Annotated in this window: 18 protein-coding genes; 7 read left to right on the forward strand and 11 right to left on the reverse strand. The window is 38.6% G+C overall.

Annotation, left to right across the window (positions count from 1 at the left end):
* Positions 1–16: 16 nt before the first annotated feature.
* Together HLH16_RS11630 and HLH16_RS11635 are read right to left on the reverse strand one after the other, a co-directional pair.
* The gene (locus tag HLH16_RS11630) at positions 17–217 is read right to left on the reverse strand and encodes a hypothetical protein (RefSeq protein ID WP_171529440.1); all 201 of its coding nucleotides are present in this window, start codon (positions 215–217) and stop codon (positions 17–19) included.
* A 234-nt stretch (positions 218–451) separates the two neighbouring features.
* Positions 452–1444: an NAD(P)H-quinone oxidoreductase gene (locus HLH16_RS11635; RefSeq protein WP_171529441.1), complete on the reverse strand. Its 993-nt coding sequence runs from the start codon at positions 1442–1444 to the stop codon at positions 452–454.
* 299 nt (positions 1445–1743) lie between these two features.
* Between HLH16_RS11635 and HLH16_RS11640 the strand changes: the two genes are divergently transcribed.
* Positions 1744–2850: a PD-(D/E)XK nuclease family protein gene (locus HLH16_RS11640; RefSeq protein WP_171529442.1), complete on the forward strand. Its 1107-nt coding sequence runs from the start codon at positions 1744–1746 to the stop codon at positions 2848–2850.
* Complete coding sequence (locus HLH16_RS11645) at positions 2850–3404, forward strand: macro domain-containing protein (protein ID WP_171529496.1); 555 nt, start codon at positions 2850–2852, stop codon at positions 3402–3404. Before HLH16_RS11640 ends, HLH16_RS11645 begins: the two co-directional genes overlap by 1 nt.
* Positions 3405–3453: 49 nt before the next feature.
* Here HLH16_RS11645 and cysN read toward each other — a convergent pair whose 3' ends face one another.
* Together cysN and cysD are read right to left on the reverse strand one after the other, a co-directional pair.
* Complete coding sequence (gene cysN, locus HLH16_RS11650) at positions 3454–5070, reverse strand: sulfate adenylyltransferase subunit CysN (protein WP_171529443.1); 1617 nt, start codon at positions 5068–5070, stop codon at positions 3454–3456.
* 45 nt (positions 5071–5115) lie between these two features.
* Positions 5116–6024, reverse strand: a complete 909-nt coding sequence (cysD, locus tag HLH16_RS11655; protein ID WP_171458788.1) for a sulfate adenylyltransferase subunit CysD — start codon at positions 6022–6024, stop codon at positions 5116–5118.
* A gap of 343 nt (positions 6025–6367) precedes the next feature.
* Here cysD and HLH16_RS11660 point away from each other — a divergent pair, with 343 nt between their 5' ends.
* From HLH16_RS11660 to pgaB (HLH16_RS11680), 5 genes are all read left to right on the forward strand, one after another.
* Positions 6368–6904 carry a hypothetical protein gene (locus HLH16_RS11660; RefSeq protein WP_171529444.1) on the forward strand — a complete coding sequence of 179 codons (537 nt, stop codon included), beginning with the start codon at positions 6368–6370 and terminating at the stop codon, positions 6902–6904.
* A 339-nt stretch (positions 6905–7243) separates the two neighbouring features.
* Entirely contained in the window at positions 7244–7888 is a 645-nt protein-coding gene (locus HLH16_RS11665; RefSeq protein ID WP_171529445.1) for a YqiJ family protein, read from the forward strand.
* Between the two features lie 33 nt (positions 7889–7921).
* Positions 7922–9640, forward strand: coding sequence for a flotillin family protein (locus HLH16_RS11670; RefSeq protein ID WP_171529446.1), 1719 nt, complete (start codon positions 7922–7924; stop codon positions 9638–9640).
* Positions 9641–9792: 152 nt separating this feature from the next.
* Positions 9793–10209 (forward strand): VOC family protein, encoded by a 417-nt coding sequence (locus tag HLH16_RS11675; RefSeq protein ID WP_171529447.1) that lies wholly within the window; start codon positions 9793–9795, stop codon positions 10207–10209.
* Between the two features lie 181 nt (positions 10210–10390).
* Positions 10391–11545 carry a poly-beta-1,6-N-acetyl-D-glucosamine N-deacetylase PgaB gene (gene pgaB / locus HLH16_RS11680; RefSeq protein WP_250850273.1) on the forward strand — a complete coding sequence of 385 codons (1155 nt, stop codon included), beginning with the start codon at positions 10391–10393 and terminating at the stop codon, positions 11543–11545.
* Here pgaB (HLH16_RS11680) and pgaD read toward each other — a convergent pair.
* From pgaD to lpdA, 7 genes are all read right to left on the reverse strand, one after another.
* The gene (gene pgaD, locus HLH16_RS11685) at positions 11511–12017 is read right to left on the reverse strand and encodes a poly-beta-1,6-N-acetyl-D-glucosamine biosynthesis protein PgaD (RefSeq protein WP_171529449.1); all 507 of its coding nucleotides are present in this window, start codon (positions 12015–12017) and stop codon (positions 11511–11513) included. The genes pgaB (HLH16_RS11680) and pgaD overlap by 35 nt on opposite strands.
* Complete coding sequence (pgaC, locus tag HLH16_RS11690) at positions 12010–13278, reverse strand: poly-beta-1,6-N-acetyl-D-glucosamine synthase (protein ID WP_131288778.1); 1269 nt, start codon at positions 13276–13278, stop codon at positions 12010–12012. The genes pgaD and pgaC overlap by 8 nt, the downstream gene beginning before the upstream one ends.
* A complete protein-coding gene (gene pgaB, locus HLH16_RS11695) occupies positions 13278–15116 on the reverse strand; it encodes a poly-beta-1,6-N-acetyl-D-glucosamine N-deacetylase PgaB (protein WP_171529450.1) in 1839 nt (612 codons plus the stop codon). Before pgaB (HLH16_RS11695) ends, pgaC begins: the two co-directional genes overlap by 1 nt.
* Positions 15116–17611 carry a poly-beta-1,6 N-acetyl-D-glucosamine export porin PgaA gene (pgaA, locus tag HLH16_RS11700; RefSeq protein ID WP_250850274.1) on the reverse strand — a complete coding sequence of 832 codons (2496 nt, stop codon included), beginning with the start codon at positions 17609–17611 and terminating at the stop codon, positions 15116–15118. The genes pgaB (HLH16_RS11695) and pgaA overlap by 1 nt, the downstream gene beginning before the upstream one ends.
* 363 nt (positions 17612–17974) lie before the next feature.
* The gene (gene sucD / locus HLH16_RS11705; protein ID WP_171529451.1) at positions 17975–18865 is read right to left on the reverse strand and encodes a succinate--CoA ligase subunit alpha; all 891 of its coding nucleotides are present in this window, start codon (positions 18863–18865) and stop codon (positions 17975–17977) included.
* A 13-nt stretch (positions 18866–18878) separates the two neighbouring features.
* Positions 18879–20045: an ADP-forming succinate--CoA ligase subunit beta gene (gene sucC / locus HLH16_RS11710; protein WP_171529452.1), complete on the reverse strand. Its 1167-nt coding sequence runs from the start codon at positions 20043–20045 to the stop codon at positions 18879–18881.
* 170 nt (positions 20046–20215) lie between these two features.
* Entirely contained in the window at positions 20216–21649 is a 1434-nt protein-coding gene (gene lpdA, locus HLH16_RS11715) for a dihydrolipoyl dehydrogenase (protein WP_171529453.1), read from the reverse strand.
* Between the last annotated feature and the right edge of the window lie 7 nt (positions 21650–21656).

A 21656-nucleotide genomic window follows, 5' to 3' on the forward strand; every position in this document is an offset into this window, starting at 1 on the left:
ATAGGCAATGCTCAAATTACGCTTTAATGCGACTTGTAGCACGGTTTTTAGAACGTTTATGATTGAGCCGTTCGACATAACGCTCTAAATGAAGCAGGGCTTGATAAAGCTTATGCAGATTGCAAGGTAATACCTGATTACGAATAATCGCTTTATGCAGACGCTTTAATGCACGGAAGCTATGGGCATGAGTATATGGAGCTGACACTATTTTCATAATACATTCCCTCTATTGCATTAATTTTCAACTAAAACCAAACAATTTGGTCAGATTAATCTAAGTGCTAATTTACTCCTTAGTTTTGACAGGTTGTGTCAAATGTTTGACACTTTTTACCATTTTTTAAAATATCATCACTGTTTTTCAATAAATTAATTTGAATTACTTATCTTGTTTTATGCAAAATAAAAGCCAACAGTCGTTGGCTTATCTTATTTAATGGGAGAAAAATCAGATGATTTCAACAACAATCTTACCCACATGCTCACCTGTATCCATAGCAGCATGTGCTTCCTGAATCTGGTCAAACTTAAATGTCTTATAAATCATCGGCAGACATTCACCTTTTGCCCATAATGGTGCGACGGTTTCTTGCAAGCCTTGCGCAATCTCCGCTTTTTCAGCCGTGGTACGTGCACGCATGGTTGAGCCGGTAATAGTCAAACGCTTCATCATGATTTGACCCAGTTTCACATCTTTAACTTTAGCACCACCCAAGAAAGCAATATAGACCAGACGACCATCACGACGTAGCAAATTCAGGTTACGTTCCAAATATGGCGCACCGACCATATCCAAAATCACATCTACACCGCCATTATCGGTTTGTTCATTAATCACTTGCTCGAAGTCTTGAGTCTTATAGTTAATCGCTGTGGTTAAATCTGCAATAGCCGTAACTTTGTCGTCCGAACCCACAGTTGCAAAAGTTTTGATGCCAAGGGATTTACACAGCATCAGCGCAGTCGTACCAATACCGCTAGCACCACCATGAACCAATACGGTTTCCCCTGCTTTGGCTTTACCCATCTGGAATACATTTGCCCACACGGTAAAGAAAGTTTCAGGAATCGCGGCTGCCTGAGTAAAGCTTACGCCTTCAGGAATAGCCAAGGTTTGGCTTTCAGGTACAACGCAATATTCTGCATAACCGCCACCATTGGTTAAGCCACAAACTTGATCACCGACTTTAAATTTGGTGACATCGCTACCTACGGATTCAACAATACCTGCAACTTCCAAACCTGGAACTGGTGTTACACCTTTAGGCATTGGATACAAGCCTTGACGTTGCAAGATATCTGGGCGGTTAATACCAAAAGCATGAACTTTAACTAAAACCTCATCTGCTTTTGCTGTTGGTACTGCAACAGTTTCATAGGCAAGTTTTTCCACACCGCCCGGTTCTGTGATGATGACTTGCTGCATGTTGGCTTGTGACATGATTTCTTCCTGATCTATTCAATACTTTTCAAGTTTCATGTATTTGAACATAGATACAGTGTACTTTGAAGATGAGTCTGACTTATGTCTTAATAGAGTTCATCACCCTGAAAAATACCCTGCTTAGTTTTTAAGTTGCACTACTTAAATAAGAAAGTTACACAATTAGTTTTTTCTAGAGATTTCTTATCATATTTCTAATTTAAATTTTTATTTCTATTTCAGTCTTAACCTATCCCTTGCATTTAAAATCAAAATAAAAGAACATCTTCATATAATTATAGATTTATGGCATCTACATGGCAGGTCAATACTCACTTGATGCATTGAAAGAACTTTTAGAAAAATCCAGACAATACAAACCCACAGAAAAAGAACTAACTTTCTTTGATACTGCTGCTAGAAAACACTATGAAAACCCTACAACCGAACTATTAGCTTTCTTTTTAAATCCCAATAATCAACATGGACTAGGTGATCTTTTTTTCGAAAGCTTTATTCAAAGCCTCAAGCTAAAACATAATGTTGATTTAAACAATTACAGCTCTCCCTTGAAAGTAGAAACAGAGATCAGCACACAAGATTTAAAACGTATTGATTTACTCATTGAAACTGAAGACCATTTATTTATCATCGAATGTAAAATTCATCATCATCAAAATAACCCTATAGACAGCTATCTTGAATATGCAAAGGATCGAGCAAAAAATAGCAAAACAATTGTTCCAGTGGTTCTTTGCTTAGATGGTTTAAGTGATTTTAATCAATGGAACGGGATTTCATATCAAGATTTAACAAAGAATTTTAAGTTTAATTTAACAAAAAAATCTTTTGAAAATCCTTACAATAAATGGTTTTTGTTTGCACGCGAGTTCATTCTGCACCTAGAAAATTACTACGAGGATTCAATGAATTTAGAAAATTTTTCTTTCATCAAAAATAATAGCAATGAAATAGCTCATTTATTTCAACTGCATAATCAAGTATTTCAAGATTTGCAAAATTATATTTTTCAAAAACTAGAAGAGAATTTACAATCTCAATTTAAACGCAGATCCGATCCAGGAAAATACAATAATAATCCCGAATATTGGTTTGGAAACTACAAAATTGATAATTGGATTTGTCCTACCCTTGAAGTAGAACAAGATAAATCAGGTTTACCATGTAAAGTTCATTTTTGTATTCAACATCCAGAAAACTACCAAAATCTTATTTCAACTTTTAAAGAATCAGAGTTATTCAATAAGAGTGAAGAATCAACTTGGTTTTTTGCAAAAAATATCGAATACAAAAGATTTACTTGGAAATATACATCACTTGATATTGATATTGTGACTGAACAAATTTTAGAACTAAGCCATTTCATTATTAACCAATTATGTAAATCAAACTCCATCCAATGATGAAATTAGTTACTCTCATTAATACAGATATTACTGAATTTACAGTCGATGTAATTGTAAATTCAGCCAACAAATCACTTTTAGGTGGTGGTGGTTTGGATTACATAATCCAAAAGAAAGCTGGTATTAAAATGCAAAATGAGTGCCGACGTATCCATGATGAAATTGGTGGTAGCCTTGCTAATGGACATGCTGTAGTGACGACTGCAGGAAATTTACCTTCCAAATTTCTGATTCATACAGTTGGCCCACGCTGGCTAGGTGGCACAAAAAATGAAACTGAAGAATTATGCAAAGCCTATTTAAATAGCTTAATCAAAGCCAATGAAGTACAAGCCAAGACAGTATCCTTTCCTAGTATCTCAACAGGTGTGTATCGCTACCCTAAACAAGAAGCTGCTGAAATTGCGATTGGTACTGTACTTTCAAGCCTGCCAAGTTTTGAACATATCGAGCATGTATATTTTGTTTGTCATGACCAAGAAAATTTCGAGATTTATAAAACAATTTTATCTAGCTTGGATGATCCCAATATCAAAATAAATATCTCCTAAATAAAAAAACCCGCAATAAAGACGGGTTTTCTTTTAAATCAGCTCAGTCTTATAGACGAACTAATTCCACAATTTTCTCAGCCAATTCTTCAACAGACTCTTGCGTGAAGCTTACATCTGTTGCTTCTGCAACAGTAGTAATCACTGCAATACCTGTTTCACGAAGAAGTGTAACTTGCGCAGCATCAAGATCAGCTTTCGCAATTGCGACAATCCCTTGTTGAAGCAACAGGTTTTCAAGCGCTTGCGCATTTTCCAATGCTTTAGTCGATACAGTAATTGACGCAGGTTTTTGACCTAAACGTGCTGCACGGTCTTCCGCTGTTACTGGATTGCTATGTGCAGTCCATTCAACAGACTCTTCCACCATCCCCGCACCAATCGTGACGTTATTCAAACGATCAATGAAGATAAACGAACCTGTATAACGGCTGTCTTGATAACGGTCAAACACTACTGGCGCATCAAACTCAATAGTCACATTGGCAATCGCGTTTAGATCAAGATGATCCACTTGCATTTGTTCAAGCGTGTTCACATTGGTACGGAAGTTAATGCCAGTCACTTTGGCAGGAACCGTTTGTGTACCAATTTTGATGTTATACAACTTGCCAATTACCAGCGGTTGATCCGCCATCCAGACCACAGTCGCTTTAACCGAACGTGAAATGGCAGGAATACCCTGATCTGCACGAATCAACATATTACCGCGTGATACGTCAATTTCGTCGTTTAACGTTAATGTCACCGCTTGACCTGCAAAGGCATGTTCAAGGTTGCCATCATAGGTCACGATCTCTTTAACCGTTGAAGACTTACCTGATGGCAATGCTACAACTTTATCACCGACGTTGATTTCACCCAGCGCAATCGTACCCGCAAAACCACGGAAGTCGAGGTTAGGACGGTTTACATACTGCACAGGGAAACGGAAATCACGTTTCGCGGTATCACGGTTAATCTCGACAGACTCAAGCGTACCCATCAAGGTTTCGCCTTTGTACCATGGCGTATTTTCAGACTTGTTCACCACGTTATCGCCATTCAATGCAGAAATTGGCGTAAAGATGATGTTGCTTGGCTTACGGTCGCCCAATTGGCTCACGAAGTTGGCATAATCGGCCTGAATTTCATTGAAGCGTGCTTCAGAGAATTCCACCAAGTCCATTTTGTTAATCGCAACAATAATGTTCTTAATACCGAGCAAGCTTGCAATGTAAGTATGACGACGGGTCTGAGTTTGTACACCATAACGCGCATCAATCAGAATGATCGCAAGGTCACAAGTTGAAGCACCTGTCGCCATGTTACGGGTATATTGCTCATGCCCCGGAGTATCGGCAATGATGAACTTACGTTTTTCTGTAGAGAAATAACGATACGCCACATCAATGGTAATGCCCTGTTCACGTTCAGCTTGTAAACCATCTACAAGTAAGGCCAAGTCAGGTGCATCGCCTGTGGTACCGACTTTTTTAGAGTCACGGGTAACGGCTTGCAATTGATCTTCATAAATCAATTTTGAATCGTAAAGCAAACGACCAATTAAAGTCGATTTACCATCATCCACGTTACCGCAGGTCAAAAAACGCAGTAAGTCTTTATTTTCGTGTTGTTTCAAATACGCCAAAATATCTTGGCTAATCAGTTCAGATTGATGAGACATCGCTCAAACTCCACATACTTTAGAAATCGGTTTCAGATCGAAAAATTAGAAGTAACCTTCTTGTTTTTTCTTCTCCATCGAGCCTGCTTCATCATGGTCAATCATACGACCTTGACGTTCTGAGCTGGTCGCCAAGAGCATCTCTTGGATAATTTCCGGCAAGGTATTGGCAGTTGATTCAACTGCACCCGTAAGCGGGTAACACCCTAAAGTACGGAAACGTACCGATTTCATTTGTGGAACTTCGCCCTCTTGTAAAGGCATACGTTCATCATCAATCATAATCAGTGTACCACTACGTTCAACCACAGGACGTTCTGCAGCCAAATAAAGTGGTACTAATGGAATGCTTTCCAAATAGATGTATTGCCAGATATCAAGCTCAGTCCAGTTTGATAACGGGAACACACGAATACTTTCGCCTTTGTTCACTTTACCGTTGTAAAGATTCCAAAGTTCAGGACGCTGGTTTTTCGGGTCCCAACGGTGTTTGCTGTCACGGAAAGAATAGACACGTTCTTTAGCACGTGATTTTTCTTCATCACGGCGCGCGCCACCAAAAGCGGCATCGAAACCATATTTATCAAGTGCCTGTTTTAAGCCCTGAGTTTTCATGATGTCGGTATATTTAGAACTACCATGATCAAACGGATTAATCCCTGCTTCAACACCCTCTTTGTTCTGATGCACGATCAAATCGAACCCATGGGTTTTGGCCATGTTGTCGCGGAATGTGATCATATCTTTGAACTTCCAGCCCGTGTCTACATGCAGTAGCGGGAATGGGAGTTTTGCAGGATAGAATGCTTTTAAAGCAAGATGCAGCATGACTGCAGAATCTTTACCAATGGAATACAACATCACCGGATTTTCAAATTCGGCAGCCACTTCACGGATAATGTGAATACTCTCAGCTTCAAGCTGTTTAAGATGAGTAAGTCTTTCCTCATTTATGGACATTGACAACACCAGCTCAGATCAACGTGTACTTATTACACTTTTAAAAATATATATATTCATTATAAAGATTTAGTTATCCCAACTATTGCTTGTTTTATTATATTGATATGCAAAATTGTCATATAAAGCTTAGCTAATAATGAGTATAAGTTTTTATTAATGATTCACTTAAATAATGTTTTGTTATTTTACTTAAGCCTAGCGACGACCACAACCAAATATTAAAATGTACAAAATCTAAGCTGATCGCTTTTTTATCTAAAATCTATATTTTATTCGGCTGGTAAATTCCATACAGTATCGAAACTCTCTTCCCTCTCCTATGTTCTTTTGAATTATGCCTACGCGTACTATCGACACCGTTAAATCTAGCCTAGAACATGCACAACTTGCCGGCTATATCTATCAACACAACAATCATTTACTGGTCCTTCAAGAACCCTTAAATGATGATGGTTCTATCCTGAATAACTTTGTTCAACATGAGCTTACTGCTGACCAAATCGGGCTTCAATTTGGTCTACGACTTTCGGATAATCATTTTGATTTTTTGATTGGAGTGACCCATAGCAATCAGGATCGAAGCTACGAAATTGGTGCGGGAAATTTGAAGGCCGATCAAAAGGCATTTAACTTACTGTATGCCTTTTATAACTATCCCAAAGCATTCTATTTGGTCAGTCTTCCACTTGCAGCGAATAGCGCACAACTTGAAGAAGCAATTGAAAATCAATTGTTCAACCAACCCCAATTAGATTTCCTCAATACTGCAATTAAAACCAATCCAATGGGACAACAAGTCAATTGGATGAAAAGCTTTATTGTGCAACAAGCCTTAGACATGAAAGTCCGGATTCAAACCTGTTTGAATTAAGCTCTGCTTAAATTTCAAGACCCGATTGTTTGGAGATACCGTTCATTCAACTAACCTTATAGTAAGTATGGATGATCGGTATTTCTTAGGCTTTGACTTTTTTACCCTTTTACAGGATGGGTAATTTAAATCCTCCTCTATAAACTTTACTAAGAGTGTTCCTTCATAAGATAATAAACCTGCTCAACAACTGACTTCACATTTACATAAACATTAATTCATTTATTTGTTTTTTTAGACAAATTTATTCTTCAATGCTATCTTTAAATAAGTTTATTTTTAAACAAAAACCAATAACTTGAATAATTTATGCGAACAAATATCTAGAGATAAAAAATAATGTGGGAACTCATTACTCATCCTTCCAACCTCATTTTCAGCGTTTCTCTTTGCCTGATGTTGCTATTGGGCATTTTAGAACTGATTTTGCTTTTACTGGGTGGTGGCTCGCAAGGATTCTTGGAGCAATTTTTACCGGATGATTTAAGCACTGCACAACATGCTGAAATTGGCATCGATACCGATCAGAGTATTTTTACCCAAGTGCTCGATTGGTTGTATTTGGGTCGTGTGCCACTTTTTGTCTGGCTGATTATTTTCCTAACCGTTTATAGTTTAAGCGGTTTTATCATCCAAAGCATTTTCCATCATTTTACCGCACACTTTTTTAGCGCCTGGATTATTGCACCTGCCTGCCTGTTCTTAAGCATGCCATTGATCCGTTATAGCGCCATGATCATTGCCAGAATTTTACCGCAAGATGAAACCACTGCTATTTATAGTGAAGAATTGATTGGACGTACGGCGGTGATTATTTTAGGGGAAGCCAAAATCAATTCTCCTGCACAGGCCAAAGTTCAAGATCAGTTTGGACAAACCCATTATGTGTTAGTTGAACCCGAACAAAATGAAATATTCACTCAAGGTCAATCTGTGGTGTTGACCCAAAGAACTAAAATTGGCTTTCAAGCCATTATCCTTTAATTTTTTACTTTTAATAAAACAATTGAGATAACAATGCCAATGTCGAATTTATACAATATCTTAATCATCGCGGGTGTGATTTTTGCCGCACTGATTATTATCGGGATCATTATTGCCAGACTGTACAAACGTTCAAGCAAAGAAATTTCTTTTGTACGTACAGGTTTTGGTGGGGAAAAAGTCATTTTAGGTGGCGGTGCCATTGTACTGCCTGTGCTGCATGAAACTATCCCGGTCAACATGAACACCCTGCGTCTGGAAGTTCGTCGTGCAGATGACCAAGCCCTGATCACCCGTGACCGTATGCGTGTGGACGTGATGGCAGAATTCTACGTTCGGGTTAAACCTACAGCAGAATCAATTGCAACTGCAGCCCAAACTTTGGGTCAAAAAACCATGTCACCGAATGAATTAAAGAACCTAGTCGAAGGCAAGTTTGTTGACTCATTACGAGCAGTTGCAGCTGAAATGGCAATGGAAGAACTGCATGAAAAACGTGTTGATTTCGTGCAAAAAGTTCAGCAAGTGGTGTCCGAAGATTTATTTAAAAATGGGTTAGAACTTGAAACAGTATCACTGACTGGTTTAGACCAAACTGGTTTTAAATACTTTAACCCGCAAAATGCATTCGATGCCGAAGGTTTAACCAAACTCACAGAAACCATCGAAGACCGTCGTCGTAAGCGTAACCACATTGAACAAGATACTGACCTTGCCATTAAAACCAAGAATCTGGAAGCGGAACAGGCACGCTTGCAAATTTTGCGTGAAGAAGAATATGCAAAAATGCAGCAAGAACGTGAAATTTCAATTCGTAAAGCAGAACAACAGGCAGAAATTGCAATGCAAGAAGCTGCAAAAAAACGTGAAGCGGAAGAAGCACAAATTGCTGCCGAGCGTGAAGTCGATTTAAAACGGATTACTGCGGCACGTGATGTTGAAAATCAAAACATTCAAAAATCACAAATTATTCAACAAGCCGAAGTGGAACAAAAGAAAACCATTGAACTGGCTGAACAGATTCGTGCCATTGCGATTGCCGAAAAATCTCGCGAAGAATCCGAAGCCAAAGCCTCAGCTGACCGTGCCCGTGCAGAAGCGGTAAAAGCCGAAGAAGAAGTGATTACTGTACGTGAAACGCAACGTGCAGAACGTCAAAAAGCAGTTGAACTGGTTGCGGCAAAACAAGCCGCAGAAAAAGATGCGATTGCCATTACCGTAGCCGCTGAAGCAGGTAAAAAAGCAGCGATTGATGATGCAGAAGCTATTCGTATTGCTGCAGAAGCCGATGCTGAAAAAGAACGCCTGAAAGCCAAAGGTGAAGCAGATGCTAAAATTCTGTTGGCACAAGCGATGGAAAAACAATACCAAGTCGATGCTGAAGGTACCCGCGCTGTCAATGAAGCCAATAACATCTTGTCTACCGAACAGGTGGAAATGCAGATTCGCTTGGCCTTATTAAAATATTTACCCGAGATTATCCGTGAAAGCGTTAAGCCTATGGAAAATATTGATGATATTAAGATTCTGCAAGTCAATGGCTTAGGTGGCATGGGTGGTAGCAGTGCCCAAGGTGATGGTTATTCAGATCAAGGGCAAATTGCCTTGTCTGATCAAGTGGTAAACAGCGCCTTACGTTACCGCACGCAAGCCCCGCTCATTGATAGCCTGATGAATGAGCTGGGTATTCAAGGTGGTGATATTAATGGTTTAACGCAAAGTTTAAAGCCTCAAGTGACTACACCTAAGTAAGTCTTCAAAAATCAAAAAATGCAGTCTAAGTAGGCTGCATTTTTTGATTTTAAATTGAATAAATTTTATACAATTACTCTGCATAAACTTACTTGAATTACACCTGTAGAACGCTACATTATCTGCTGAGATTGCCTATACAGAGCATAATAATGACTTACTCTATTTATCCCGCCTTGCGGTTTAAAGAAAATGCCAGAGCTGTATTAGGATGGTATTGCTCCATTTTCCGAAATAGTCAAATTATTCAACAACATTACACTGCGGTAAAAGTAAAATTTGCAGGTGTCCCATTTGTTGGTATTAATGGTGACCCCTCTTTTACCACCAATCCTTCTATTTCTTTTATGGTGATTTGTGAAAGTCGTTCTGAAATTGATTATTACTGGAATGGAATCACCTTACATGGTACTGAAGACTGGAGCAGTGGGTGTAAAGACCAATTTGGTTTTAACTGGCAAATTGTTCCCCAAAATTTATGGAAGATTTTAAATAACAATCCCTATGTCCTAGATGTCATATTCAAAATGAAAAAGCTTTCAATTCAAGATTTGCTTCAAGCTCAATAACTTTTATCAACCTAAATCTGATAACAAGAGTAGCCACGACCGGTTTCTGAATTTCAAAACAACAAAGGGGCTATAGAATGAACAATAAGCTTAAAAACGAGTATAAAAAATGATAAATTTTAAAAAAATATATAAAAATCTTTTCACTCACTGCCTTTATTTAAGTATAGGCTGTCTACCTTTGTCTGCAAACTCTGCGAATTTAACTCAAATTAAAAATCACCCCATTGATGAGATTGTTCAGCAGAATACCGTCAAAAAATCAGCCCCATCTGCAAAAAAAATCACCAAAATTGATCAGATGCGCATTATGCATATCGATATTGATTACGTATATGACAAGGACAAAAAACAGCAACATGAGAATATTCGGACTTTAATAGAACGGATTCAGCAGATTCAGCCCAATACCATTTTTTTACAGGCTTTTGCTGATCCAGACGCGAATGGTTCGGCAGATCAGGTTTACTTTAAAAACCGTCACATCCCATTAAGAGAAAATCTTTTTCCACTCCTTGTGAAGCAAATTCGTAGCAAGACTCAAGTGCAGCATATCTATGCATGGCTACCCTTAATGGCTTGGGAATTTCCAAAAAGCTACCATATTCCCTATGTTTCACATAGTGAAGGTGGGAAACAGGGCTATATTCGGGTTTCGCCATTTGCTCAACAAAATATTAAATACGTTTCTGAAATTTATTTAGATTTTATGAAGTCCAATTCAGTGGATGGTGTGCTCTATCATGATGATATTACCCTGAGTGATTATGAAGATATTTCTGCTCCTGCCCATAAGATGTATCAAGCATGGGGGTTTAATTCAGAGCAGGTATCAAAACTTCACAATTCTCCAAAACAAGCACCATTAGCCCAATTCAAAACAGCATATCTTGACCAATTTGCTGAAGGTATAAGCAAGATACTTAAACAACAGCAACCCAACATTCTTACTGCACGGAATATGTATGCACCCGTGGCATTGAATCCTGTCAGTGAAAATTGGTTTAGCCAGTCTATGCGCAGCACATATCAATACTATGATTACAATGCCATCATGGCGATGCCCTACATGGAAGAAGCCGATGATCATCAGCAATTCTATTTAGACTTGATTCAACAGTCAAAAAAATACGACCCAGAATTGAGTCGTACCATCTTTGAACTTCAAGCTGTGAATTGGAAAAATAATCAGAAAATCTCTACCCAAGAAATTACCGAAACCATCAAGTTTTTAGAAAAACATGGGGTAAAACATATTGGTTATTATCCTGATGATTTTGTCAATCAACATCCTCATCCATCTAAGCTGAAACACGCTTTTTTATCTGATGATTAACCTCAAAAAATTCTAGCTTCCCTTTATTATCATAATAAAGGGTTAGATTCTTTGCCTGTTGCATATTTGAAATATCGACCTTATTAACCTTAAAACTCCTGGCAAGCTGTTGTTCATCTACAGCTAAAGGAATACTACGGCGTTCACGCTTATAAAAACGAATCCAGTTATATGTTGCCCAAAGCAACAGCACACAAATAAAGGTACCAATCATAATAAGGATATTCATTAGACTCAGCTGGCTATCGGGTGCTGCCTGTATTACCAATTGTTGATAAATCGTTTCACCTTCGATCCACCAGAAGAACACTGTCAGCAGTGGCATAAACAACCACATAAAAACAAACCAACCTGCAATTTGCAAACTGTAACCCACTGATTTATTTCGTACATATTCTGGTTGATCAATATAAGCAGGAAGCTCCAACTTCGACTCATCTTTAACAATATGAAATTTATCTATATTAGTCATTTTTCACCTCTCCTCTAAAACCACGGTCTGGACTGACCCATCGAGCACGCTTTTGAGTTTTGAATATTGTTTTAGGTAATGCAACGACCGTGGTCAACATGGTGAGAATCCAGAAGAACAAAGGATACCAAATGACCCAAAAATAGTTCCTGAAGATTCGGTCTTTATCGTAGGGTTTATCAATACACAAACTGACAAAGAATTGAACAAGACAAGTCATTCCTAGAATGACTCCATACCATTGAGGAAAGAGCGATTGAATTGCCCACTCTCCCGGCAAAGAGAAAAACAGACCATATAAATATAAGACAATAATACCCGTCATCACATATGCCCAAACCACACTGATAATGGATTCCAGTGCAATCGGCCACATCCGGCGCAAATTCCATTTAAATAAGCTTAAGGAATAAGCAAATAGGACTTCAATTCCACCTTGTGCCCAACGTAAACGTTGTTTCCATAAACCCTTCAATGTTTCTGGCATATAGATGTAACATAATGCTTTGGGCACATACTGTAGATCCCAATGATCAAACTGCAAACGCCAAGACACATCAATATCCTCTGTGATCATGTCATCTCGCCAATACCCAATGCGATCCAATGCAGTTTTACGGAAACCCGCAATTGCACCCGACACGGTAAAAATACGTCCATAGGTTCGTTGTGCACGTTTAATCAAGCCAATAATAGATGAAAATTCACCGACCTGAATTTTACCAAGGATACTGGACCGGTTCACAATACGTGGATTACCCGTGACTGCACCAACACGAGGATACTTTGTCAAATGGTACATCATCCATAACACAGCATGCGGGTGTAATAAGGCATCCCCATCAATACAGACCAAATATTCATTTTGACTCACCATCGCACCTGCACGAAGCGCGTAGGCTTTACCTTGGTTTTCAGCCAAATGAACTACTCTAAGTTTTGGATATTGCAGTAAAAGCTCATCTAAAATTTCAGCCGTTTTATCTCGACTGCCATCATTTACCGCAATCACTTCAAAATTTGGATATTGGGTTTGCATCGCAAATTTAATAGTATCTCGAACCTGTGCTTCTTCATTAAAACAAGGAATAATAATACTGCAGGCATGTTCGCTAGCTGCTGGTATTGCTGGTTGTTTTCGTTCATGCTTTAAATAAAACCATATACCACCCGCTATCCAAATCCATGCCATAAATAAGGGATAGAAAAACGCAAAGCCAAAATAAAAATCACTAAATCTAAACTGACTTAACTCTTCCATTATTTCATCTCCTTGGCAAGGTTGCCTTCAAAAGGATTTCGATAAGTTAATGGACTACCATTGGTGCTTAATTCCCGATAAAGATTTTCCTGAATCTTCTGTCCATCTTTTAAGTGATAGTTATTAATACCAATTTTTTGTACAGATAATTTTTTTAAGGTTTGATAATCGTACTGATATTCTTTCCATTCACTTTTAGATGCATTTGGATCAACTGTAAAACTCACAATCAAATACTGTTTCTGTTTAAGATTCAATTGTTGTAACTGTTTTTGCATGGCTTTAAATATTTTAGGATCGCGAACTGGATCAAATTCCAGATATAGGAAATCGCCCTGTGCTAGAGACTGATCAAGTAAGAGCTTTAAACCATCTAAATGCTTATCTTTTAATGTCATTTTCAATGCAGTTTGATAGTTATTACTAATATTCGTGTAATACTTCGCCTTTTCTTTAGCTCTTTCTTTAATTTGAAAAACTTGGTTCATTTTCTGGCTACAAGCAGCATCCCAAATTTTATCTTGTACACCACATAAGAAATCATCACCCATTTCTATCATCAAACCTTCAATTGAAGAATTATTCCTAACTAAATCAGCTGTCAACTCATCAAGCTTAAAACCTTGTTTTGTTTCCAGGCTAATAGGCAGTTCTGCATAAACTCGATTACTAATTCGTGTACGCGCTTGCCAAACTGTCCGGTTCAGTAAATCTTGGCGCATACGCAGCTGCTGATTTGGAAAATAAGCAACGTCTACTTTTCCATCACCATTTTCATCAGCCACTGCTTTTAATACCATCGTATCGGTTTTTAACGCATTCACCTGATCTAATAACTGTCCGAGTTTTTGATCAAACACTTGATTATTCGGACTCACCATTTCGGATAAATCGAAACCAATAATACTTTTACGTTGCTTATATAGCGCACGTGCAAAAGTCAAAAAATCCAGCATTTCCTCATGAATCATTTCAGGTGTTGGATTATCCATAATCAAGCCACGTTGATATGTTGTGCCCGAGTCCACAAGCGTAGACATACTGCCCAAGCTAAAGGACATTGGCAATCCTGCCTGTGCCGCGAGTTGTTCACTTTCTTTAGTCACTGCCCCATAGGGCCAAAAGATAGCTAGACTATTAATACCCAGTTGAAAGTCTAAATTCTCCTTAGACTTTTTTAAATCTGCAATAACTCGCTCTTGATATTCCTGTTCAGATTCATATTTATCAACCTTAGGTAGATATTCACGCGTAATTGCAGCGGGTTGCATATTTTTTTGTGGATTGGCAAGAATACCTTTATGCAAATTGTCTGAATGTGAAGCAAACTCGGCTAAACCTGATTCTTGCATTTCACGCATTTGATCCCAGTTCATTAAATTATTTTCACCATAGGCAGCATAGGCATCTTTAGTGTTGCCATTAATCCAACTGGTTGGAATTGCAAATACCGCTGGAAAATTATATTGCTTCAATAATGGAAAAACCCGGGTATAACTGCTTAATGCACCATCATCAAAGGTTAATAATACCGATTTAGGTGGCAAACTTTTTTTCTTTTGGCGGGCTTGCCATACGTCTTCCAAGCGAATGGGATGCCAGCCTTCTTGTTGAATCCAGGCAAAATATTGCGCTAAATTTTTAGTACTAATTGCATAAAGATCTGAATCCCCGGCCTTAGCAACATCATCTCGTACATCATGAAAAGTAAGGGTTACAAACAGATTATCTGGCATCTCAATTGCTGAATTTTTCACATTTTGAGCCAGACTCACGCTAGGAATTGTTAAATTTGTTGTCAACACTACAGCAAATAAAACTGTTGCAATTTTTCTCATTAAAAATTCCCCTTAAAACCAACCACTGCGTAGGTTCTTTTTTCATCTACACCGTCATAAGGATGTGTTCCCCATCCTATGCCGTAGTTCAAATTCCAGGTCCGCGAAAGTTGCCAATCATGTTGATAAAATGCGTTATAAATCGGTTTGGAGGAAAATCCTTTTTGCCCAAAAGTTCCAATGGCTGCTTCGAAATGTTGTGTGAAATTTCTGTCATGTCTACGCCAAGTGATCCAGTCATGTTGTAAAGTTAGTTCTGCGCTATAACTTTCTTTAGGATTGAAATAATCGACGAGCACATCATCATTTTGACTGTAATACCCGCCTAAAATTAAACTGGTAATATTATGCGGTGCTGCAAAAATCCGTTGTTTAAAGTAGGCTGTAACTTCCTGACGTGTATTTCCATCATCAATATCAGTGAGTTGATAGGTTGTACCCGCTTCACGAGACTCATTGTGATTCCAGTTCAGACCAAAAGTATAAGATTGACCTTCACTGCCTTTTTTTATGGCTTGTAATGGAATATCGGCCTGACTATTAAAACCTAAAACATACTGCCAATGATCATTTAACCATTGCGACCAATCCACTTCTACACCAAAACGATCGTTTTGACCTTCTACACTTTGAGAAAGCAGGATATTTACGGCTTTACGGTGTGACCCCCATTCAAGTCCAACCCCCACACGTTGATCATTAATTTTGCCATCATCATAATTCGCCCAACGATTGCTATGATTAGCATAAGCACGAAAAGTCTCGAAAAACCATGGGGTATTAATACGGGTTAAATTCTCTTGTTCGCGACTCCCCTTCAAACGATTGAGCACAGCAGTATTATCAGAGTCATTTTTTGAGAAAGTACTTTGATGCTGAATGGAGGCATGATTGCGATCATTAAGTTCTTTTTTACTTTTTATAACACCCGAATCTCCTGGTATGGCTTCCATGAGATAAGCATTCTGCTTACGCCATTCCGAAATATCACCTAATGCCTGCATATTCTCTAAATGATTAATTCGTATGGATGAATCAACTGGTTCAACGCCATCCCACTGCGCCAATGTCCACTCAGAGCGCTGTGGTTGTTCGCGCCAACGCTGTACCAGTGCAAGATTACTTTGATAAACCACATTATTGGGTGCTTTTGCGACTAGTTTTTCAAAATATTGTTCCGCTTTAGCATACTCATGGCGATAAACATAATTGAGTCCGACTAAGTTAATATATTCCATACGGTCATCATGAGTAACTCTATCGACTCCTTTTGCATTACTATATCGATAAGTAGGCAACATTTTGTCCATTTCTAACAGTAAATTATTGGCTTGCTTATACTTTTCTTGTTCAATTAATGCGTAATACAAACCTGAATAAACTTCATAAGTTTGATAGTTTTTTTCCTTCAGCAAACTTTTATATTGTGCCTCAGCCAATTTAGATTGCCTATTTTTTAAATACGCATCTGCAATCGATTGACGTACATAAGGAGGCATTTGCTCGATAGGTAATCCAATTTTTGGGATTTGTGCAAGTACTTCTCTAGACAAATTTCTCTCATTTAAAGCATATATATATTCATAATAAAATTGACGTTTGATATTAGGATCATTAGGCAGTTCTGGTTCATACTTTGCCATATCTTCTATAACTTGATTGAGTTGTTTATAAGCAATATTTCCACGATCACGATACGTTGCAGCCTTGTAATATTGCACTGCATTTTGAATGCGTTGGGTAAATTCACTTATTTTGGCATTGGTTCTAAGTTGAGGTTGTTGCGTGAGTATTTGGTTATTTTGAATATATTTTTCAGCTTTGGCATAATCAGCATTTACCATAAGTGCCAATGCATACTGTTCTTGTGCACTGCTACTATCTGGATTTTTTTCAACGGCTAAGCTAGCTGCATTTAATGCCTCAACCGGCATATTTAAAATTCGATAGGCATAAGCGAGCTGGGCTAAATAATCAGGGTCAATATAATTAATATCAAGCGGGGCTAGAGTTTTTTTTGCCTGAACAGTTTTTCCTGCTTCGGCCTGCAATACACCTATCCACACCACCCACATTTGATTTTGATCGGTTTGAGCGAATTTTTTTGCCCATTGTTCTGCTAATTCAAATTTTCTTAAATCCCGCAGGGCTTTTAGAACATTGACTTTGGCATATTCTGGAAATTGGTTACTTTGTATACCCGAAAGATATTTAATATCTTGGTCGGTAAATTTTTGACTTTCATATGACATTACAACAAAATCAGCAATCAGTTTCTGATTATTGGGTTGAAGTATTAATAATTGTCTGAGTTTTTGTAGACCTGCATCTACTTGCCCTTGCTTAATCAAACTCACTGTCTCTTCACGTTGCGGATCAACCGTGTCTCTATACAATATTTCTGCATGCAGGAATGTAGAAAACAGTAAAGTGCCACAAGAGAGTGTAAGTACATTTAATTTAGAATTAATTTTATTCATATTTAAAATATTCATCTTCATCATTCATTGTTATTAATTGTTGCAATCCAATAAACAATACCCTCAAACCTACTGACATCAACCCTTTTTTGTGTTTCATTTTGTGTTTTAATATATTAATGTGATAATTATCACTTTATTTTAACCGTGAAAAATTTAATATTTATCTGTTTATATTTTTTCTATAAGAGAGTATTTCTATTTATAATAGATAGTACAGTTTCTATCCTCTTATCAATTCGACAATTTTTAAAATTAAATTTTCAAACATATACAAGTTTTATTTCAAACTGGTTATCAATTTATTTTCTATAATTTTAAAAATACCACTGAATAAAAAAGCCCTCAAATGAGAGCTTTTTTTTATTTCGCTAAAAATTAAGCTAAGCCTTTATCTTTCAGCACTTGGAGCATAGTTGAACCCAATTCTGCTGGACTACGGGTATATGCCATGCCTGCTTTTTCAAAAGCAGCAAATTTTTCTTCCGCAGTGCCCTTGCCACCTGAAATAATCGCACCTGCATGCCCCATGCGTTTACCTTTAGGTGCAGTTACACCCGCAATATAACCCACTACAGGTTTGGTCACATGTGACTTAATATATTCCGCAGCTTCTTCTTCAGCCGTTCCACCAATTTCACCAATCATAATAATGGCTTCGGTTTGTGGATCTTCTTGAAACAGTTTTAAGCAGTCAATTTGGTTCATACCTGGAATTGGGTCACCCCCGATTCCGATACAAGTAGACTGACCCAAACCCAGTTTCGTGGTTTGCGCGACAGCTTCATAAGTCAAAGTCCCTGAACGCGAGATAATGCCGATTTTACCCGGTTGATGAATATGACCCGGCATGATGCCAATCTTACATTCACCTGGTGTAATAATCCCCGGACAGTTTGGACCAATTAAACGTGCATTATTACCATAAATTTCAAGATAACGTTTGGCTTTAAGCATATCCAAAGTTGGTACGCCCTCTGTGATCACCACAATTAGCTCAATACCTGAATCAATCGATTCAATAATTGAATCCAGCACAAAAGGTGCAGGTACATAAATAGAGGTTGCAGTTGCACCTGTTTCACGTACTGCTTCTTTCATGGTATTAAAAACAGGAAGGCCTAAATGTATTTGACCGCCTTTACCTGGTGTTACCCCACCAACAACTTTGGTGCCATAAGCAATCGATTGTTCTGAATGGAAAGTTCCGTTTTTACCGGTAAAACCTTGTACCAACACGGTGGTGTCTTTATTTACTAATACGCTCATGATTGATACTCCCTTACGCTTTCACTGCAGCAACAATTTTTTCTGCAGCATCAGCCAGACCATTCGCAGAAATTAATTTCAAACTTGATTCATCGAGTAATTTTGCCCCCAACTCTGAATTGTTGCCTTCTAGGCGAACAACCACAGGTACAGTGACATGTACTTCCTGAACTGCTGCAATAATTGCCTCTGCAATCATGTCACAACGCACAATACCACCGAAGATATTGATCAACACACCTTGTACGGAAGAATCGGAAAGGATGATTTTAAATGCTTCAATAACGCGGTTTTTGGTTGCACCACCGCCAACATCAAGGAAGTTCGCAGGCTGACCACCATATAATTTGATGATGTCCATGGTGGCCATCGCAAGACCTGCACCATTGACCATACAACCAATGTTGCCGTCAAGAGCAACATAGTTCAGATCAAATTCAGAAGCTTTTAATTCACGCTCATTTTCCTGAGATTTATCACGCATTGCTGTGATTTCGGGTAAGCGATAAAGTGCGTTTGAATCAATCCCCACTTTGGCATCAACACACAGGATATCGCCATTTTCTCGAACTGAAAGTGGATTAATTTCAAACAGGGCAAAATCATTTTCAATAAATGCCTGATAAGCAGCGGTCATAATTCTGATAAATTGGTTGATTTGTCCATCTTTTAAATTAAGTGCAAAGGCCACTTCACGCGCTTGAAAAGGCATTAATCCCACCAAAGGATCCACTTCCACCTTAATAATTTTTTCTGGGGTTTCTTCTGCCACTTTTTCAATTTCAACACCGCCTTCGGTCGATGCCATAAAAGTGACGCGGCGGCTAGAACGATCAACCACTGCACCCAGGTACAATTCACGTTCAACGGGATAGACATCTTCACACACAAGAACACTATTTACCGGCTGACCATTGGCATCGGTTTGGTAAGTCACAAGGCGTGTACCAATAATGCCATTTACATACTCAGCAGCTTCATCGCTTGATTTTACGACTTTAACCCCACCTGCTTTACCACGTCCCCCAGCATGAACTTGAGCCTTCATTACGGCAAACTTACCACCGAGTTGCTCAAATGCTGCTACAGCTTCTGCTGCATTAGTTGCCAGTACACCCTCTTGAACAGGCATACCATATTTTTTTAATAACGCTTTTGCTTGATACTCATGTAAATTCATCGAATAACCTTTTATTACTTCTTTGCTTTGTTATGACCCACCAATACCCAGACGTCCGTCAAAGCAGTATTGGCATTTTTTAAAATCGTTATCTTTATTTTTAGATGATTGTTCCAATAAAAACAACCATGAAATGTAAAAAGAGCGACCTAAGTCGCTCTTTTTTCTAATTACTTACGCTTACGTTGAATCGCGTGTATTGCGCGTCCATCGACTGCCAGTGCAGCTTCATGCACCACTTCAGAGAAAGTTGGGTGACCGAAAGTCATCAACTGTAGATCTTCAACTGAAGATACAAACTCAAGCGCGATCATACCTTGGTGAACGATATCAGACGCAGCAGGTCCAATCACGTGCATACCGAGTAGACGATCTGTTTTCGCATCAGCAACAAACTTAACGAAACCAGCACCTTCACCCGCAGCTAAAGCACGACCGTTCACAGCAAAACCGAATTGGCCGGTTTTAACTTCGTGACCTTTTTCAGTCGCTTGCTGTTCTGTTAAACCTACCCACGCCGCTTCTGGGTGTGTGTAAATTACAGAAATGATCGTGTCATAGTTCACTTGTGCAGCATGACCGTGAATACGTTCAACTGCCATTACGCCTTCTTCCATTGCTTTATGCGCAAGCATTGGACCACGTACCAAGTCACCAATTGCGTATACGCCTTCAACAGAAGTTGCACACCAATCATTTACTTCAACCAAACCGCGTTCAGTCAATTTAATGCCTGAATCATCAGCCAATAAACCTTCAGCATATGCGCGACGACCGACACAAACGATCAACTTGTCGAAAGTTTCAGTTTTGTCTTCGCCAGCTTGGTTGTATTTAACCGTTACTTCACGACCGTTGATTTCAGTACCTGCAACTTTTGCACCGATACGGATATCCATACCTTGCTTAGTCAACAGTTTTTGGAAGTCTTTTGCCAAAGCTTTATCAGCCATTGGTAAGAATGCATCCATTGCTTCAAATACAACAACTTCCGCACCCAAACGACGCCATACTGAACCAAGTTCAAGGCCGATTACACCAGCACCAATCACACCTAAACGCTTAGGCACTTCTGGGAATTCAAGCGCACCAGTAGAATCAACGATCAAATCTTGATCTACAGGAGCCACTGGAATATTTACAGGAACAGAACCCGTCGCAAGAATCACGTATTTAGGCTCTAAAACTTGAGTTTCACCTTGGTGAGACACAAATTCTACTTTTTTACCTGCAAGCAGTTTACCCGTACCTTTTAACCACTCGATGCCATTACCTTTAAGTAATTGATCGATACCGCCAGTCAATTGATCTACAACTTTGTCTTTACGAGCCAGCATTTTAGCAAGATCAAATTTAACTTCACCGGTAGTAATACCATGGTCATCTAAATGCTGAACTGTATCTTCATAACGATGTGAAGAATCAAGTAAAGCTTTAGACGGGATACAACCCACGTTTAAGCAAGTACCACCTAAAGATGGTTTGCCTTTATGAATACGCTTTTCGATACACGCAACTTTGAAACCAAGTTGAGCCGCACGAATCGCCGCTTCATAACCACCTGGTCCACCGCCAATTACAACTAAGTCAAATTGTTGAGACATTTTTATC

The sequence above is a fragment of the Acinetobacter sp. ANC 5378 genome (assembly GCF_013004315.1).
Classification (GTDB): Bacteria; Pseudomonadota; Gammaproteobacteria; order Pseudomonadales; family Moraxellaceae; genus Acinetobacter.

Bases quoted from the DNA above. Each gene is read 5' to 3' on its own strand.
- HLH16_RS11630 (WP_171529440.1), bottom strand. From the start codon at position 217: ATGAAAATAGTGTCAGCTCCATATACTCATGCCCATAGCTTCCGTGCA.
- HLH16_RS11635 (WP_171529441.1), bottom strand. From the start codon at position 1,444: ATGTCACAAGCCAACATGCAGCAAGTCATCATCACAGAACCGGGCGGT.
- HLH16_RS11640 (WP_171529442.1), top strand. From the start codon at position 1,744: ATGGCAGGTCAATACTCACTTGATGCATTGAAAGAACTTTTAGAAAAA.
- HLH16_RS11645 (WP_171529496.1), top strand. From the start codon at position 2,850: ATGAAATTAGTTACTCTCATTAATACAGATATTACTGAATTTACAGTC.
- cysN (WP_171529443.1), bottom strand. From the start codon at position 5,070: ATGTCTCATCAATCTGAACTGATTAGCCAAGATATTTTGGCGTATTTG.
- HLH16_RS11660 (WP_171529444.1), top strand. From the start codon at position 6,368: ATGCCTACGCGTACTATCGACACCGTTAAATCTAGCCTAGAACATGCA.
- HLH16_RS11665 (WP_171529445.1), top strand. From the start codon at position 7,244: ATGTGGGAACTCATTACTCATCCTTCCAACCTCATTTTCAGCGTTTCT.
- HLH16_RS11670 (WP_171529446.1), top strand. From the start codon at position 7,922: ATGCCAATGTCGAATTTATACAATATCTTAATCATCGCGGGTGTGATT.
- HLH16_RS11675 (WP_171529447.1), top strand. From the start codon at position 9,793: ATGACTTACTCTATTTATCCCGCCTTGCGGTTTAAAGAAAATGCCAGA.
- pgaD (WP_171529449.1), bottom strand. From the start codon at position 12,017: ATGACTAATATAGATAAATTTCATATTGTTAAAGATGAGTCGAAGTTG.
- pgaC (WP_131288778.1), bottom strand. From the start codon at position 13,278: ATGGAAGAGTTAAGTCAGTTTAGATTTAGTGATTTTTATTTTGGCTTT.
- pgaB (WP_171529450.1), bottom strand. From the start codon at position 15,116: ATGAGAAAAATTGCAACAGTTTTATTTGCTGTAGTGTTGACAACAAAT.
- pgaA (WP_250850274.1), bottom strand. From the start codon at position 17,611: ATGAATATTTTAAATATGAATAAAATTAATTCTAAATTAAATGTACTT.
- sucD (WP_171529451.1), bottom strand. From the start codon at position 18,865: ATGAGCGTATTAGTAAATAAAGACACCACCGTGTTGGTACAAGGTTTT.
- sucC (WP_171529452.1), bottom strand. From the start codon at position 20,045: ATGAATTTACATGAGTATCAAGCAAAAGCGTTATTAAAAAAATATGGT.
- lpdA (WP_171529453.1), bottom strand. From the start codon at position 21,649: ATGTCTCAACAATTTGACTTAGTTGTAATTGGCGGTGGACCAGGTGGT.